Source organism: Acaryochloris sp. 'Moss Beach' (genome assembly GCF_021497025.1).
In the GTDB taxonomy this organism is placed as follows: Bacteria; Cyanobacteriota; Cyanobacteriia; order Thermosynechococcales; family Thermosynechococcaceae; genus Acaryochloris; species Acaryochloris marina_A.
Genome location: NZ_CP071717.1, coordinates 5,057,094 through 5,073,851, shown reverse-complemented (window position 1 = coordinate 5,073,851; position 16,758 = coordinate 5,057,094). Strand labels below are relative to the sequence as shown.

The window sequence follows — 16,758 nt, the reverse complement described above, 5'->3', positions numbered from 1 at the left end:
CTAAGAAATAGTTGTCTAGTCATCTGATGTTCTGACTGGTATCCTACGCAGTACTAGCTATCCTAATGAGTATGTGATAATCTCACCTGACTCAACATCTGCGAACCTAACTTAAGAATGGTCTAGTTCAAGAGTTGAGTTCAATGGCAAACAGCGAACTACGGCGATTTTTGGAGTGACTGTCCCTCTATGGAGCCAATTCTTCAGACCTTTTTGGTGACAGGACTAACATTCCTCTGTTTTGTTTTTGAATGGTTACCCCCTGATCTGACGGCAATCTGCGTCATGGTCGTTCTAATGTTGCTGGGACTCGTAAACACAACAGAAGGATTATCTGGATTTAGCAATCCCGCCACGATCACGGTGATGGCTATGTTTATTCTCAGTTCGGGGATTGCGCGGACTGGGGCCATTCAAATGGCCAGCGAGTTTTTGCTCAAATGGGGGGGCAAACGACCCGCAAAACACATGCTGATCATGGGTGCTGTCATTGGCCCTTTTACCGCCATTATCAATAACGTCGCGATTGTCTCCGTTTTTCTACCCGTCGTCGAAGATTGGAGTCGCCAACGCCGCATTCCAGTGTCCAAATTAATGATTCCGCTGTCCTACATCACGATTTTGGGTGGCATGATTACGGTTCTGGGCACCTCTACGAGCGTTTTGGCAAGCGGCTTATCGTCAGATCTAGGCTTAGGTTCTTTTGATATTTTTCAATTTACGGCCCTGAGTTTATGTACATTTACGGCGGGCCTGATTTACATGGCCACCATTGGCCATCGGTTGCTACCGAATCGGAAGACCTCTTCCAGCTTGAGTCAAGGGTATGGGTTGAAGGACTATGTCAGTGAGGTCGTGGTTACCCCTCAGTCAAATTTGGTGGGGCAAACCGTTCGTTCCAGTCTGATTCAGCGGATATATGACGTTGACATTTTGGAACTGATCCATGATGACAACCATTTCCCTCAACCCCTTGCCGATAAAACCCTGTCAGCTGGAGATATTTTGCTGGTTCGTGGGGGCCGAGAAGATTTACTGAAAATTCGGGATGGCCAAGGCTTAGAAATTCTGCCAGATGTGCAATTTGGTCAAAAATCCTGGCAAGCTGATATCAGTGCTGAGGAAGGGGCAGCTGAAGCCATGGTACTGGCGGATTCTAACCTAGTTGGTTCAACGCTTAAAGATTTGCGATTCCGCCAACGCTACAACTGCACGGTGTTAGCAATTCGGCGGGGACAAGAGTTAGTACGAGATCGTTTAGGAAAAGTACGACTCCGATTTGGTGACTTGCTATTGGTGCAAGGCCCCAAGCAAAGTTTGGTGGGTTTACAGACCAGCAAAGAGTTGTTGGTGATGGAACAGCGAGATGTTGAAAATCTCCGACGGGACAAAGCATGGATTGCGATCGCAATTGGTCTCCTGGTCGTAGGCGTCGCTGGCACCAAACAATTCTCCATTGCCGTAACTGCCTTGGCCGGAGTCATGCTAATGGTCTTGACGGGCTGTCTAAAACCCGGAGAGCTCTATCGAGCCGTCCGTTGGGATGTGGTGTTTTTGCTCGCGGGCTTATTTCCCTTAGGGATTGCCATGAAGAAGTCTGGTGCGACCCAACTGATAGCCGATCAACTTATTTCAGTTGGGGGACAATTATCAGGCTATTGGCTACTCACCCTGTTTTTTGTTCTAACGGCACTACTGACTGAGATTCTCTCCAACAACGCCACTGTTATTTTGCTGTTGCCAGTGGCCGTCCAAGTTGCCCAGGAACTTGGCTATAACCCCTTTGCCTTTATGTTTGTCGTGACCTTTGCGGCCTCGAACAGCTTTATGACCCCGATTGGCTATCAAACCAACACGATGGTTTACGGAACGGGGGGCTATCGCTTTCTAGATTTTATGCGGGTGGGTGGCCCCTTGAGTCTATTAATGGCACTGATCACCCCACCACTCATCATTTTGCTATATGGCTTAGAGCCTCTTTCCTAAGACAGGATTTAAATCCCCTCCTGGGCATTCAAGGACTTTGCCAAACGATTTGGCCCGATGGATTCACATATCCTGCTTTGCCCCCTGTCTTAATCAGAGCTAATCCTTGCTTGAAGTTGCTGGCCTCATCAAAGCGAGGTGAAATCACAAACGCACCCGTCTTGTTGATATAGCCCTGCTTGTTACCAACCGTGACCCAGGCCTTGCCTTCAGAAAAAGAGCCAGCCCGATCAAACTTAGGGGCAATCACGATTTTCCCAGTTTTACTGATAAAGCCATATTTGAGGCCCATACGAACCAGTCCTAAGCCCTCGCTAAATGCCCAGGCTCGATCAAATTGGGCCACATGGGCAAATTGGCCGTTCGGTTGGATATAGCGCCATTTTTGATTCGTTTCCACCGCTGCCAGCCCCTCTTGAAACGGCGAGGCTTCATAAAACTGGGGAGCAATAACGGTTTGTCCTGATTTATTGATAAACCCTACCCGGCCTCTAAGCTGGACCTTGGCGAGGCCATTGGAAAAATCGTGGGCTAGATTATATTGTGCCGGAACCACCACTTTTCCTTGACGGTTAATAAAGCCATACTTTTTACCAATCAAGACCCGTGCCATTCCTTCTGAAAACGGTCCTACCAAAAAGAATTGGGGCTTGATCACCCATTGACCCGAAGCATTAATATAGCCCAGCTGATCATTGATCATGGCAGCAGCTAAGCCTTCAGAAAAATCTTCTGCCAGCTCAAATTGGGGCTTAATCACCCATTGCCCCCGAGGGTTGACATAGCCATATTTTTCGCCAAGTTGAGCCACTGCTAACCCCTCTGAGAAAGCATGGCTATCGTCATACTGAGGTGACACCACAATTTTGCCTGAGCGATTGATAAAACCCAGCTTGTCATTCTGGCGAATCTGAAAGAGGGGATTGCCCTGAGCCGATTGAGATTGGCTGGGGGGAGAAGCGGCTTGGGCTAGGGCAGGCAGGGAAAGCAGCGGTCGATTGGCGATGCTCGAAAGGCAGCCACCGGCTATCGCACATCCCAAACCAACAATCGATAAGCTACGAAAAAGATAAGTCATAGTGTAATGGAGAAGAAACCCAATAATGGCAGTGAACGTTCTAGACAAAGAACTAAATCACTCTTGGACACTGCAAATCAACTCGTTTTTATACAGTCATCCAGTATTTAGAAATTTTGACGTCTAACGGAGATAAATAGTTGCTCGATTATCCTTCATAAACAAGGTACGGTAGAGGTCAACATCCCATATGGAAGATTGATGCAAACATTCTGGACTTCTATTGTCACTTTTGCCCACACCGTTACACAACAAGTTGGGGAACGCTTACTCACTGAATATGGGAAAGTTCAAGCGACGTCTAAGTCCGATGGCAGCTTAGTCACGCAGTCAGACCAATGGGCCGATCACTATTTGCGTCAGGCCATTGCGACTGCTTTCCCAGAACATGGGGTATTGAGCGAAGAAGCAGAACATATTTTCCCTGGCAACGACTGGTGTTGGGTGATTGATCCGATTGATGGCACCACTAATTTTTCTCGCGGTGTCCCCATTTGGGGCACCTCCCTAGGATTGCTTTATCAAGGGGTTCCAGTGTTTGGCTGTGTTCACTTCCCCCCCTTAGGGCAAACCTTTCATGGGTTTTGGTCTGCTCCAGAGCAAAAAGACGGGGCCTTTTGCAATCAAATACCCATCCAAACCCGTCCAGATAAACCTTCTGGAGATCAATGTTTCAGTCTCTGTGCCCGGAGTCTTTCAGTGTTAAAAAAACCATTCCCCTGCAAACTTCGCATGCTGGGGTCTGCAAGTTACAACCTGCTAATCGTTGCTCAAGGTGTGACGATTGGCGCAGTAGAAGCAACCCCCAAGATTTGGGATATTGCTGGAGTTTGGCCCATTATCCAAGCCGCTGGAGGGGCATGGCTCTCCTTAGCACCTGACCCTATTTTTCCGTTAACCGTTGGGCAAAATTATAGCCAGGTTGCCTATCCTACCTTGGCCCTCAGTCAGGCCCAGTGGGTAGAACAATTTGTCCCCCTTGTTACTTCCATTGGCCAGCCTCAAACAACGTCATAATTTCCTTTTAGTAAAAGTATCGCGATGCCTCCTTCCCCAACCGTTCAACAATCTCAAGCAACTCTCGCCAAATTTGCAACCCTAGACCCTCCACCTATTTCCACTACTGAGGAGCGAGAACAGACCCAGACTGCGTTATTGGCCTTAGCCCAGGTCACTGACTACCAAATGTTCGGCATCTTGGCAGAAACCTGCGATCAAGCCATTGCTGCCTTAACGGCCTATACTCAAGCCTTTAGCTATGAGATGCCGACGAGTTGGCAGCCCATTACCGGGCCCACTTATCTGAAGTTCAACCCCAACTTAGGCAGCTGCTATACCGATGATTATGTGGGGAATCATCGTGGGGTGCTAATCTCTTTTCAGTCTGAGTCAGAAGAAATCATCAATCAGACCTATGGTCATTTCCCGCTGGATTTATTCTCTGAGGCTTGATCCATCTTCAGAAAGTGTCACTCCCAAAGCGTTGACTTTGACCCGAATCTCATAGAATTTTTGCAGCTCATCTCTATATTGCCCCCAATCCCTGAATAAAGGAGACTGTGATGTCTACTGGCGAGGTTCTCTACGAAGGGAAAGCCAAAATTATTTATCGGACAGACGATCCAGATATCCTTTTAGCCCAGTATAAGGATGATGCGACTGCCTTTAATGCTCAGAAGCGCGGCACTATTACCAACAAGGGCCGCATCAATTGTGCCATTGCGACTCACCTCTTTAAGGTCCTGGAGGCGACAGGGGTTGCGACCCACTTCATCGATCAGCCCAACCCAGACCAGATGCGCATGCGAGCGGTACAAATTGTGCCCTTAGAAGTGGTAGTGCGGAACATTGCGGCCGGGAGTCTCTGTCAACAGACAGGACTAGAGTTAGGTGTTCCCTTGTCACAGCCGTTAGTCGATTTTTATTATAAAGATGATGCCTTGGGGGATCCGTTACTGACCCGCGATCGCATTTTGCTACTGGAACTGGCAACGCCAGAGCAGCTGGAGCAACTGCGCCAACTGGCCCTACAAATCAACCAAATCCTAATTAATTTCTTCCACCAATGCGGCATTACCCTGGTGGATTTCAAATTGGAATTTGGGATAACGTCGGACCAACAGCTGTTGCTAGCGGATGAAATTAGTCCCGATACCTGTCGACTCTGGGACGATGCTGAGTCGGACCCCAATCGACGGGTCATGGATAAAGATCGCTTCCGACGGGATTTAGGAGAAGTGGACACAGCCTATGCTCGGGTCATGGAGCGGGTTCTAGCTCAGGACATATACGTTCCCTAGCATGGTGCGATAGAATACTCCCTGTTTTGGATTTTTTTAAGGATTCCCAGCGTTCATTGTTGTTCAGTTGCATGTGGTGTGTGAAGTGACTCAATCTCCATCGATCAAGATTCTCAGTCTTCCACCGATTCTCGGTGCAACCGTGATCACGGCGGTCCTACTGGGGGTTGCGCCAGCGCAAGCCAAAGACCAGTCCTCTTCCGAAAGCAATAGCCTCCAAGAACAGCTCAGGCTCTCTTCACCTTTTGCCCCACCGCAACCCATCGGGCAACTGCCAACAGATGCGACTCCCAGTCAAACTGCCCCGGTTTTTACCCTGCCGGATCAGCCTGCCACCCCAGCGATTGAGGCACCTTCTACACCGGAAGAACAAGTAGAGTCTGCCCCAGATGAGGCTACCCCAAATACCGGTGCCCCTGGAGAGCCCCCCACAGCCGAAGACATCGCTCCTGTAGGACCAGGAGACGCCCCTGCAGCTGAAGAAGCCACTCCTGCAGTCCCCGGAGAGTTGCCTGCAACGGATGAAGCTGCTCCAGATACAGGCGCACCTGGAGATGTGCCTGCAACAGATGAAGCTGCCCCAGATACAGGCGCACCTGGAGATGTGCCGACAGAAACACCGTCTGCTGATGATGTCACCCCCTACAGAGTCATCCCCAGTAGCCCCAGCTCCTGGACTTCCAGTTCCTGGGGGGTGATATTCCCAGTGGCAATCCTGGTGAAACCCAGGCTCCCACTCAATCCCCAGAAAATTCTGTAGAGTCTCCAGGCACCCCCCCCTCAACCCCCCAACCGAAACAGCCGAACCGCCAGCAGCCCCTGAACCAGAGGTTTTAGTCTCAGAGGTCTTGGTTGAAGGGGTAGATGGTGATTTAGCGATTAATGCCTATGAAGCCATTAGTACGCGACCGGGACAAACCACGACACGATCGCAAATTCAATCCGACATTAATGCCATTTTTGGCACCGGCTTTTTCAGTAACGTCAAAGCGGAACCCAGTGATACTCCTCTAGGAGTCAGAGTCACCTTCTTTGTCCAGCCCAACCCCACTCTGCAGTCGGTGCAAGCGGCTGGCAATCAGGTCCTCACCCAAGAGAAAGTGGATGAGATTTTCAAACCTCAATACGGCAAAATCCTCAACCTTCGAGACCTCCAAGCAGGAGTCACCCGGGTCAATAAATATTATCAAGATGAAGGTTTCGTCCTCGGTCAGGTCGTTGGCGTTCCCCAAGTCGATCCCGATGGCACCGTCACTCTCCAGGTGGCTGAAGGGGTCGTAGAAGATATTGACGTTCGCTACATCAACGAAGATGGAGAACCCACAAAAGGCAAGACTCGGAAATTTATCATTACCCGAGAAATGCGCACCGGACCAGGTTTGCCCTTGAATCGAAACAAGCTACAAACCGACCTGCAGCGAATATTTGGGTTGGGACTCTTTGAAGATGTCAAAGTGGCCCTTGAACCGGGTCAAGATCCACGAAAAGTAGTGGTGAACCTAAATGTACAGGAACGAAGCACGGCCAGCTTCTCGGCTGGTGCTGGTTTTAGCTCTCGAAGTGGTTTCTTTGGTACCGGCTCCTTTACTCAAAGCAATTTAGGGGGCAATAACCAAACCCTGAGCGTCCAGGCCCAGGCAGGCACCCGAGAATTCTTATTTGATGCCGGGTTTACGGATCCTTGGATTGCCGGAGATAAGCACCATTCGTCCTACAGCATCAACATTTTCAATCGACTCACCCTGCCCCTCGTGTTTGATGAAGGTCCAATTGAAGTAGATCTCCCCAATGGCGATACCCCTAGGGTGAACCGCTTGGGAATTAGTGGTGTATTCAACCGACCCTTCACGACCGATTTAGATAATCTCAGACAAGCCTGGACTGGCTCGGTTGGTTTTCGATACCAGCGAATTTCAATTCGCGACAGTGACTTCTCGATTTCTCCGGTGGATGAATTGGGTAATGCCTTAAGTTTTAGTGGTACAGGCAATGACGATCTATTCACGGTACAGCTCGGCATTGGCCGTGATTTACGGGATGATCCATCTGACCCTACCAAGGGATATGCCCTCCGATTTGGTTTAGAACAGTCGGCTCCCATTGGCTCTGGCAGCATTCTGTTGACTCGACTCCGAGGTAGTTTCAGCTATTTTGTCCCCCTTAAACTCACGAACTTTACCGAAGGTCCCCAAGCCTTGGCCTTTAATGTCCAAGCGGGAACCATTTTGGGCGACCTACCACCCTATGAAGCGTTCTCTTTAGGCGGCAGCTCCTCTGTTCGGGGCTACGGTGAAGGAGATTTGGGCAGTGGTCGCAGCTTTATGCAGGCCACGGCTGAATATCGTTTTCCCTTGATTAATTTCTTGGGAGGTGTGGGAGCCGTCCTCTTCTTTGATGTGGGCAGTAACCTGGGCACTCAAAGTAATGTTCCTGGCCGCCCTGGTATTGTTCGCGGTAAGCCAGGGGTTGGCTTTGGCTACGGGATTGGGGTTCGCGTCAAAACTCCCATCGGTCCAGTGCGTCTGGATTACGGGATTAACGATGATGGGGACAATCAATTCCACTTTGGTTTTGGTCAGCGATTCTAAGGCTCCCTTGTGGGTCTGGGTGTGGGCGTGAATGTCAGTAAGGCTGAAGGGTTTAGGTGTTTTGAGGATGCGATCGCATCTCCGCATCAGCACACCCTAAACCACAGCTTTACCCTTACAGGCATTGGCTTACATACGGGGGTTGCTGCCATTATCACCGTGCATCCAGCACCTCCTGATCAAGGGCGATATTTTTGGCATCAAGATGGGCCAGACATTCCGGCCCATCTCTCATTCGTTCACCAAACCCAGTTCTGTACCCTTTTAAGACAGGCAAATACCACTATCTCAACGGTGGAGCATCTGCTGGCGGCCTTAGCAGGGATGGGCATTGATAATGCCCGCATTGAACTAGATGGGCCAGAAGTGCCGATCCTAGATGGATCCGCCCAGATGTGGACTGATGCCATTCTGAAGGTGGGATATCAGGTACAGCCAGAGCCTCGCACTATACCCATACTTCACCATCCAGTCTTGGTACAAGGAAACGAAGAAGCCTTGGTCATGGCTCTACCAGAGCCCCACCTTTCGTTCAGCTACGGCATTGATTTCCCTGAACCCGCCATCGGTAGCCAGTGGTGCCGATTTAGCCCTAAAGAGTTTATCTCTGACATTGCCCCCGCCCGCACCTTTGGCCGAGCAAAGGATGTAGAATCCCTGCAAGCTATGGGGTTCATCAAAGGTGGTAGTCTAGAAAATGCTTTGGTTTGTCGTCAGGACGAATGGCTGAATCCGCCGTTGCGATTTGCAAACGAGCCGGTTCGCCACAAACTGCTGGATTTAATGGGCGATTTAAGTTTATTAGGGTATTTACCCCCCGCCCATTACGTTGCATATAAAGCCAGTCACTCGCTCCACATTCGCTTTGCCAAACGCCTTCAGCAAGCCTTACTCGGCTAACTGCATCTTTTGTTGAATAGTGATTGCTTATTATGTCAAATCCCTCTGATGGCTCTACCGATCCCAAAACCACCTTCATGATTGAGGAGATTCAAGAGCTGCTGCCCCATCGCTATCCCTTTCTGCTAGTGGACCGCATTATCGACTACAAAGAATCTGAGCGGGCGGTGGGCATCAAAAACGTGACAATGAATGAAGAGTTCTTTCAAGGCCATTTCCCCGGTCGCCCCCTGATGCCAGGGGTATTGATTGTGGAAGCTATGGCTCAGGTAGGCGGAATTGTCCTCGCTCAACTTCCCGATGTTCCCTCTGGCAAATTATTTGTGTTCACGGGTATCGATAAAGTCCGGATCCGCCGCTCTGTGGTTCCTGGAGATCAGCTAGTGATCACGGCTGAATTTCTGTCTTTGAAGCGCAAACGGTTTGCCATGATGTCCACCAAGGCTGAAGTGGATGGCAAACTGGCCTGTTCGGGAGAGTTGATGTTTGCGATGGTGGACTAATCCTCTTGAACCTCAGCGGTATCAACGTTTTGTTCAATGCTATCCATGGCCTGTAAATAGGCCGGATCATCGGCTTGAGTCGTAATTTCTTCTAGATCAGGCTCTTCAAATTCCAGGGCTTTCCTGGCATTATCCGCAATGATGGCATTGGCAAGCTGCTCTAAGGATTCAGGTTTATCCAGACGATTGAGAATACCTGCATATTTACGGCTATAGAGGGGCCGAACCGATTCTTGGCAATAATTGGACAGCTCTCGACTTTTGGTCATGACTTGGAACGCAAATTCCTGTTCCTTGCCATCCCCACAAATGACCATATGCAGGAGATTAATCATCGAAGCATCATGGACTTGAATCTTATATTTAGTCGTGATTTGGGGCCAATAGCGCAGAGCTTTTACTCCCTCTAATCCCCCTTTATTGAGGCCTGCATCTTCACACCACTGTTCAAATTCTTCGATATTCAATGGGCATCGTCCATGTTCTTTCATGGATTTTGCTAAAACTTGTCCAGCTCGGAAGTTGCGGGTCGGTTTCCCTGTGGTGGGGCTGGTCATGCTGCCCCGCACATCTGCCACCATGGCCGTTAATTGGGAAAAGGTATGATCGCGAACCTTTTCCTTATCTCCCCCTTGATTGAGGGTCGCTTCAATCATGGGCACGCCGTAGCCCAGTTCTGTTAGATCAATGGGCTGGTGAGTGTACAGTTTTTGTCGATCACGCCGAGACATGGAGACCGTTGCCGCTTGATCTAAGCATTGATCTAAGAGGAGAGTGAGCAGGGTCGGTAAAATACCCGTATTTTCCCAGTGAAACTCGTAACCAAACCCAGCAAAGATCGAGGCCATGTTTTTGGCCGCCTTAATATATTGAGCTTCGACATTATGCACGCCAGGGGAGACTTGGATATTGAGGGAAATGCCATCCAGCATAAAGGCCCCAATCAACGCTGTTAGGGCATTAGGATGGCAAAAATTAGCGGTAAAGCTATCTACAGGGTCTCTTAAAGCTCCATCTCGGTGAAATCCAGAGAAGAAGGCCAGATTAGGATTTTTTTCGCAGAGAACATAGGCCGCATTGCTGGCCTTATCATGGCTAAAAGAACCTGCCAAACAAGCTAAAACGACATTGGTACGGCCCAATTTATGGCGCAGGGCGCAGGCTTCCTCTAAATCCTGTTCGATGTAATTACTGTTAGCACTGAGAACCACCAAGTCGCAGTTCTCAATTAGGTACTCTAAGGTGTTGGTAACGCTAGCATGGCCCTCATTATGGCGAGCCATGCGGTGCAAATTGACGACATGGTCGGGGTCCATTCCCCCTTTAGCTTCTTCGGAGAAGGCCCCCATCAGATCTCGCCCCGGTCGAGGGGCCAAAATTAAAGGGGTACCCCCTGCTTGCATCACGGCATTGTAAGCCAGAGAGCCCGGATAAAGACCAATACTATAAAATCCAACGGTGGCTTTCTCGAGTTCACGGATGCGTTGTTTGATAGAGGCTTTGTCTAAAGAATCGTCAAAAAAACTGTTCCGCATTAATTTCCACACTCAATACAATCGGAAGCCGAGGAGTTTTGGCCGTTTATCTAAAATGCTACCCTCAGATAGTCATTGTAAAACGCTGACCCTTCATGGCCGACTTGATTCACCCCACAGCTGTGATTCATCCCCATGCAGCTTTGCATAAAACTGTTCAAATTGGTGCTTATGCAGTCATTGGTGAACAGGTAAAACTCGGCCCCCGAACAAAGGTGGGGCACCATGCTGTAATTGAAGGCTGGACTGAAATTGGGGCCGATAATCATATTTTTCCGGGAGTGGTGATGGGCATGGAACCTCAAGATCGCAATTTCCGAGGGGAACAAAGCGGTGTCAAGATTTGCGATCGCAACCAGATACGGGAATATGTCACCATCCATCGAGCCAGTGGAGACCAGCAGTTCACCACCATTGGCAGCGATAATTTATTAATGGCAAATGTCCATATCGGCCATAACTGCCACATTGCTGATCGGGTGGTAATTGCCAATTCTGTCGCCCTGAGTGGCCATGTCCAGGTGGAATCCCAAGCCAACATTAGTGGCGTTCTAGGGATTCATCAGTTTGTTCATATCGGGCAGCTGGCGATGATTGGCGGCATGAGTCGGATTATCCGTGATGTCCCCCCCCTTGATGCTAGTAGAGGGAAATCCGGCCCATGTCCGGGCCTTAAACCAAGTGGGGTTACAGCGTCATGGGGTCTATGACTTATTGCAAGGGGAGATGCGGCCCATCCTCAAGCAAGCCTTTCGGTATCTGTATCGGTCTAATCTTCACCTAGACAAAGCCTTGGCCCAAGTCGAGGACTTATCTGAGCATCCTTTGGTTCAACATTTATGCCAGTTTATGCGGGCAGCCCAGAACAGACGTGGCTTGACCCCTGGTCGCCAACACTGGGCCTCTACCTAATTAACGATGGGACGGTCCTACCGAATTTTTATTAGTACCGGAGAAGTATCTGGCGATCTGCAAGGCAGTTTATTGATTCCTGCTCTAGTAATGGCAGCTCAGTCCCGAGGATATTCCCTAGAAATTCTGGCTCTGGGGGGTCCGAGGATGGCTGCAGCAGGCGCTCAACTCCTAGGGGACACGAGCAAGATCGGAGCCATTGGTCCGGTCAATGCTGTCCCCTTTGTCTGGCCCACCCTAAAGCTGCAAAAGCAGGTAATGGCTCAGTTCCAACAGGTCCCCCCCCGATCTGACGGTTTTAATTGATTACGTAGGCCCCAACCTGACTTTAGGCAAACGCCTCAAACAAAAATTCCAAATACCAGTGGTCTACTATATTGCCCCTCCCGAATGGGTCTGGTCCCAAGGGTTAGGGGTAACTCGGCAAGTGGTGGCTCTCAGTGACAAAATGCTGGCTATTTTCCCCCCAGGAAGCCACGTATTACCAAGGGATGGGGGGCAGATATAAGTTGGGTGGGTCATCCCCTGGTGGATCATGTGCAACAATTTCCTCCACGAGCACAGGCTCGTCAGCAATTGGGACTTCATCCCAGCCAGCCCATGATGGCGCTGATGCCTGCCTCTCGCCAACAAGAACTGGATCATCTGTTGCCCGTGATCCTCGCCGCCGCCCAACAGATCTGCCACCAAGTGCCAGACATTCAGTTTTGGATGCCTTTAGCCCTATCGGCCTATCGTGCCGATGTCACGCAGGCCATTCAACAGACAGGGCTACCCATTTCTATTTCTCCTGATTCTCAAACGGTCATTGCTGCCGCAGATGTGGTGATTACTAAATCGGGGACTGCTAATCTGGAAGCCGCCCTACTCAATGTCCCTCAAGTGGTGTTCTACAGGGTCGGAGCCATTAGTGGCTGGCTCTATCGGCATCTTCTCAACTTTGAGGTTGAGTTTATTTCGCCGGTTAATCTTGTGGCGGGTCGAGAGATTGTGCCGGAACTATTGCAACAAGAAGTGACACCGGAAAAAATTACACAACTCGCTTGTGAACTGCTAGAGGGTGAGGCGAGGCACAAGATGATGGCTGGGTATCAGGAGTTGCGATCGCAACTCGGTCCCCCAGGGGTTCTCCAGCGGGCGGCAGCGGCCATCCTCGATGTTTTAGAACAAAGCTCAGTTTGACTCTAGATCGGCAGGTAGCTCACCAATAATGGTTTGACGGCTGTTAAAGGTAGCCGTCGTTAGACTGGGTTTAATGGCTAAGAGTGCAGAGGACAAAGAACCTTGCTCAATCGGGCGCCAATTAAGGGTCGCCAAGACCACCCTCACCTTGGCCATCACATCAATCAAATTTGAGAAAATGCTGCCTTCATCAAATGCCGCAATCAGCTCAGAAGCACCCTGATGGGTCGCCCATTTCCGTTCAGAAGCGGGGACAAATGTCCGCGTACCACTCGTCAAGATAATTTTGAGATCGGGATGCAAATTATGACACCACCGACAGAAGCTGTAGGGATTGGGCTTCAGGATTGTCATATCCAGCAGCAACAAATCTGGAAACCCTTGCCCTGACTTAATGGATTGGGTCAGATATTGGGCCAAATCTATATTTTCATTCAGCCAAGTCAGGGAAATGCCCTGAGAACTCATTGCTTCTTTCCAAACTTGCCCCTGTAGATGGGAAGACTGCATCATTAGGACATTTTTCGGTGCCGTTTCGATGGCACTTAAGGCAGATTCCCGGGGACGGTGATGAAATTCCAGTTGAGAATGACCAATGGTAATCAGGTCCCCATCCTTAAGAGCAACGGGCATGGTCACCCGTTCACCATTGACGACAGACCCATTGCCACTCCCCAAATCAATCAGGAAAAATTCGCCTACATCTGTCGCTCGCAATTGAGCATGATTGCGAGATGCCCATCGGTCTGGAAGGACAATCGAGTTATCCGGACTACGGCCAATCGTCCAGGATCGCTTGCCCACAAGAGGAACTTGCGACTGACCAATCGGACTGTAGATGATCAATAGGGACATGGATGATGAGGGGTTCATGCTGTCAAGGGGTTGAGAGTATGACGGTTCAAGCCAGGGATCGGCGGCATGGGCAGGGATAGGATCACTAAAATTATGGCCTTGTCCATAATCGCATTTCAACGCACTCATCAACAGACGCTGTTTTGGAGTTTGAATTCCATCAGCCAGCATCTTTATTTCAGCATTGGCTGCCAGGATAAACATCGAATGGATCGATTCTAAATATCCTTGCTGATCTAGGTTACCCAGGAGAGTCGATGATAGTTTAATCCAATCTATGGGTAAACGTTCATCTGAAGACAACCAGTCGAAATCTTGATTATCCTGAACCCGAGCGAGTTGTACCCCTCGCGAGTGGATGTCTTGGAGATGGGCCAAGACTTTCTGGGAGGGTTGTGGCCAAAGAGATGGGGGTAACTCGATAACCAAATGCTGGGGATTGATGTCATTTCTTTCTAACAACCGTTCAAATTTAGATAGGAAGTTAGAGGATGTCAGTTGCGACTCAGACACTGACACCCAAATAGATAAGGGTTGTTCCGTTGGCGTTCGCTGCCACTGAGGGAGCTGAGAGCAGGCCTTGCGCAAAATCCACCAGCCCATGGCTCGCTGCAGTCCAGTATCCATCACCGCAGACAGAAACTCGGATGGAGGTAACACCCCTTTGCTGGGATGCTGCCAGTACATCTGGAGAGTGAACCCCCAGACTTCATTATTTTCCAAGGAGTGGACGGGCTGACAGTACAAGCGGAACTCCTCTTCATCAAGGGCCTGTCGGAGTTCCGTATCAATTTGTACCTGGGCTAGAGGCTGGAGGGGCATCTCTGGAGTAAAGACGGCATAACAGCCTTTGCCACTGGCTTTAGCCCGATAGAGGGCAATATCCGCATGGCGCAGCAAATCGTCTGGTTTATGCTCAGGATTGCCACTCATGGCAATGCCGATGCTCATGGTAATAAAGACTTCAGTATTGTCGAGGGTAAAGGGCTCACTCAGGGATTGCAAGATGCGATCGCTAATATGCATCGCATCTTCAGTCTGATCAATATTGGGGAGCAGCAAGGTAAACTCATCCCCCCCGATACGAGCCACCGTATCTTCGGGCCGGAGACAGGTTTGCAACCGGTGAGCAACAGCCACCAACAGTTGGTCTCCGACCATATGGCCGAGAGTATCGTTGATAATTTTGAACCGATCGAGATCTAAGAACAAAACGGCAAAAATTTCATTTTGATGCCGTTGAAAAGAACGGCAAGCCTGTTCCAATCGATCAATAAACAACACTCGATTGGGTAACTGGGTCAACCCATCATGGAGCGCATCATGGAGGAGGGCCTGTTCTGTTTGTTTCCGTTCTGAGGCATCCACCAAAGTGCCTGCCGTGCCCGTACAGGTTCCGTCCTCAGATCGAATGACGTGGTTATGAACGACAATCCAGGAGCACCCACCCTGCTGACTAAAAAAGCGCAGCTCATGGTCATAACTTTCGGAGGTCTGTTCAACAAGATTATGAAACGCCTTCTGGAAGCCAGGACGATCGTCGGGATGCACAAAGTCCCACATGGGTTTCCCTAGACTTTCTTCTAGGGGAAGCCCAGTTAACTTAGACCAAGCAGGATTGAGATAGGTCCAATGTCCTGCTAGATCCGTCTGAAAGATGACGATGGAGATATCAGCCAGCAGCGTTTGATAACGATCAATTTGCTGCTGGGCATTAACTTCTATCTGCTTGAGGGCGGCAATATTAGTCAGGGTTCCTACAATCCGGATCGGCGCGCCTTGGGCATCCCGCTGGATAACGCCCCGATCACACATTGGCTGCCCGTCCGATTGCCAACGATACTCAAGCTCAAATTGATCCTCCCCCTGAAAGTCCTGATCAACCAGAGTTTCCAACAGCTGTCGATCATCAGGATGAATTTGATCTAGCCATTCTTGCAAAGAGAATTCAAGGGGAATATTAGAGGTTGCCGACTGTTCCTCATTGATTTTCGTAAACTGCAGGATAGAAGCGGAGGCAATATCCCAGTCGTAGAAACAGCCCCTAAAGCTGCTAGCGACTAATGTAAATCGTTCTTGGACGGTATTGAAGTAGTCGTTAACCCGCTCAGCCTGGATTAACCAAGCCAAATAGCTAACTACATTCTTACCCCACAAACAGAACATATCGGCATCGGGCAGTCGCTCAGGACTCCCTAATGTCAACATCCCCAAAACAGTATGATTGGTTGCCAAAGGCATTTGCACAACTGTTTTGAGTAATGCCGAAGGGGGTAAGTATGACGCCAAACTGGTCTGCTTGGTCACCCCTTGATCATCAACCAGAACAGCGGGAGTTGAGGCCCCTAATACCTGGCTAACCTGTTGATTAAGGCGTTGTGCACCATCATCCTCATCATTGAGCAGACTAATGGTCCCAGCCTGAAAGTGAAGGGTCTGTTGGCTAGGATCATAAAAGTCAAGCACAACGATGGCAAATCCCAGGGTCTCACTGAGAATTTCCACTGATTTTTGCAGCCGCTCTGATAAGGACAGATGTTGTGAATCCAAATCAGCCAGTTTCTGGTAGGCCAGCAGGAAGTGGTTGCCTGTAGCCAGAGACTGAGCGACTTCTGGTAAGGCTAACGTTGGTGATTCTAAATTATGAAGCAGGGTTTTGAACCCCAACGACAGTTGTCTTGGGACGATGGTTAATTGATTCCAGAACTGCTGAATTACTGACAACCTCGTTTACTCTGCGACCGCCTAATGTAATTACCTCTACAACCTCTCTAGTGAAAGAGATTCTGCCTCAAAGCTGCCCTTGAAATGCTAAACATTTCAGCATTCTGCCAACATCAGAATGAACAACTCCCTTTATTCAGAACAGTTGAAGGCGTGTGATATTCATCATTACTAAACGATAAGACCGAAAGATGC

Annotated in this window: 11 protein-coding genes and 2 pseudogenes; 10 read left to right on the top strand and 3 right to left on the bottom strand. The window is 49.6% G+C overall.

The annotated features are described in order from the left end of the window. Positions 1-189: 189 nt before the first annotated feature. Complete coding sequence (locus HRE53_RS23930; RefSeq protein ID WP_212665578.1) at positions 190-1,986, top strand: SLC13 family permease; 1,797 nt, start codon at positions 190-192, stop codon at positions 1,984-1,986. Between the two features lie 28 nt (positions 1,987-2,014). On the opposite strand, the gene HRE53_RS23925 is transcribed toward HRE53_RS23930, so the two are convergent. After that, positions 2,015-3,064, bottom strand: a complete 1,050-nt coding sequence (locus HRE53_RS23925; RefSeq protein ID WP_212665577.1) for a WG repeat-containing protein — start codon at positions 3,062-3,064, stop codon at positions 2,015-2,017. Between the two features lie 201 nt (positions 3,065-3,265). Between HRE53_RS23925 and HRE53_RS23920 the strand changes: the two genes are divergently transcribed. From HRE53_RS23920 to fabZ, 7 genes are all read left to right on the top strand, one after another. Further along, entirely contained in the window at positions 3,266-4,081 is an 816-nt protein-coding gene (locus HRE53_RS23920; protein ID WP_212665576.1) for an inositol monophosphatase family protein, read from the top strand. Between the two features lie 24 nt (positions 4,082-4,105). After that, positions 4,106-4,516, top strand: coding sequence for a DUF1824 family protein (locus HRE53_RS23915; RefSeq protein WP_212665575.1), 411 nt, complete (start codon positions 4,106-4,108; stop codon positions 4,514-4,516). Positions 4,517-4,626: 110 nt separating this feature from the next. Continuing rightward, positions 4,627-5,364: a phosphoribosylaminoimidazolesuccinocarboxamide synthase gene (purC, locus tag HRE53_RS23910; protein WP_212665574.1), complete on the top strand. Its 738-nt coding sequence runs from the start codon at positions 4,627-4,629 to the stop codon at positions 5,362-5,364. A gap of 85 nt (positions 5,365-5,449) precedes the next feature. Beyond that, positions 5,450-6,124 carry a hypothetical protein gene (locus tag HRE53_RS23905; RefSeq protein WP_235108228.1) on the top strand — a complete coding sequence of 225 codons (675 nt, stop codon included), beginning with the start codon at positions 5,450-5,452 and terminating at the stop codon, positions 6,122-6,124. Positions 6,125-6,212: 88 nt separating this feature from the next. Beyond that, positions 6,213-7,952 carry a BamA/TamA family outer membrane protein gene (locus HRE53_RS23900; RefSeq protein ID WP_235108227.1) on the top strand — a complete coding sequence of 580 codons (1,740 nt, stop codon included), beginning with the start codon at positions 6,213-6,215 and terminating at the stop codon, positions 7,950-7,952. Positions 7,953-8,024: 72 nt separating this feature from the next. After that, positions 8,025-8,852: a UDP-3-O-acyl-N-acetylglucosamine deacetylase gene (lpxC, locus tag HRE53_RS23895; protein ID WP_315876656.1), complete on the top strand. Its 828-nt coding sequence runs from the start codon at positions 8,025-8,027 to the stop codon at positions 8,850-8,852. Between the two features lie 32 nt (positions 8,853-8,884). After that, positions 8,885-9,355, top strand: coding sequence for a 3-hydroxyacyl-ACP dehydratase FabZ (gene fabZ / locus HRE53_RS23890; protein ID WP_212665573.1), 471 nt, complete (start codon positions 8,885-8,887; stop codon positions 9,353-9,355). Here the strand turns inward: fabZ and HRE53_RS23885 are convergent. Continuing rightward, on the bottom strand, positions 9,352-10,890 hold the full coding sequence (locus HRE53_RS23885; RefSeq protein WP_212665572.1) for a hypothetical protein: 1,539 nt from the start codon (positions 10,888-10,890) through the stop codon (positions 9,352-9,354). The two genes, fabZ and HRE53_RS23885, sit on opposite strands and share 4 nt — an antisense overlap. 95 nt (positions 10,891-10,985) lie before the next feature. Here HRE53_RS23885 and lpxA point away from each other — a divergent pair. Continuing rightward, a pseudogene (lpxA, locus tag HRE53_RS23880) lies at positions 10,986-11,802 on the top strand (acyl-ACP--UDP-N-acetylglucosamine O-acyltransferase). A gap of 6 nt (positions 11,803-11,808) precedes the next feature. Continuing rightward, positions 11,809-12,984: pseudogene (lpxB, locus tag HRE53_RS35285) on the top strand (lipid-A-disaccharide synthase). On the opposite strand, the gene HRE53_RS23860 reads toward lpxB, so the two are convergent. Continuing rightward, positions 12,976-16,563 carry a diguanylate cyclase domain-containing protein gene (locus HRE53_RS23860; protein WP_235108224.1) on the bottom strand — a complete coding sequence of 1,196 codons (3,588 nt, stop codon included), beginning with the start codon at positions 16,561-16,563 and terminating at the stop codon, positions 12,976-12,978. The pseudogene lpxB and the gene HRE53_RS23860 overlap by 9 nt on opposite strands. Positions 16,564-16,758: the final 195 nt, after the last annotated feature.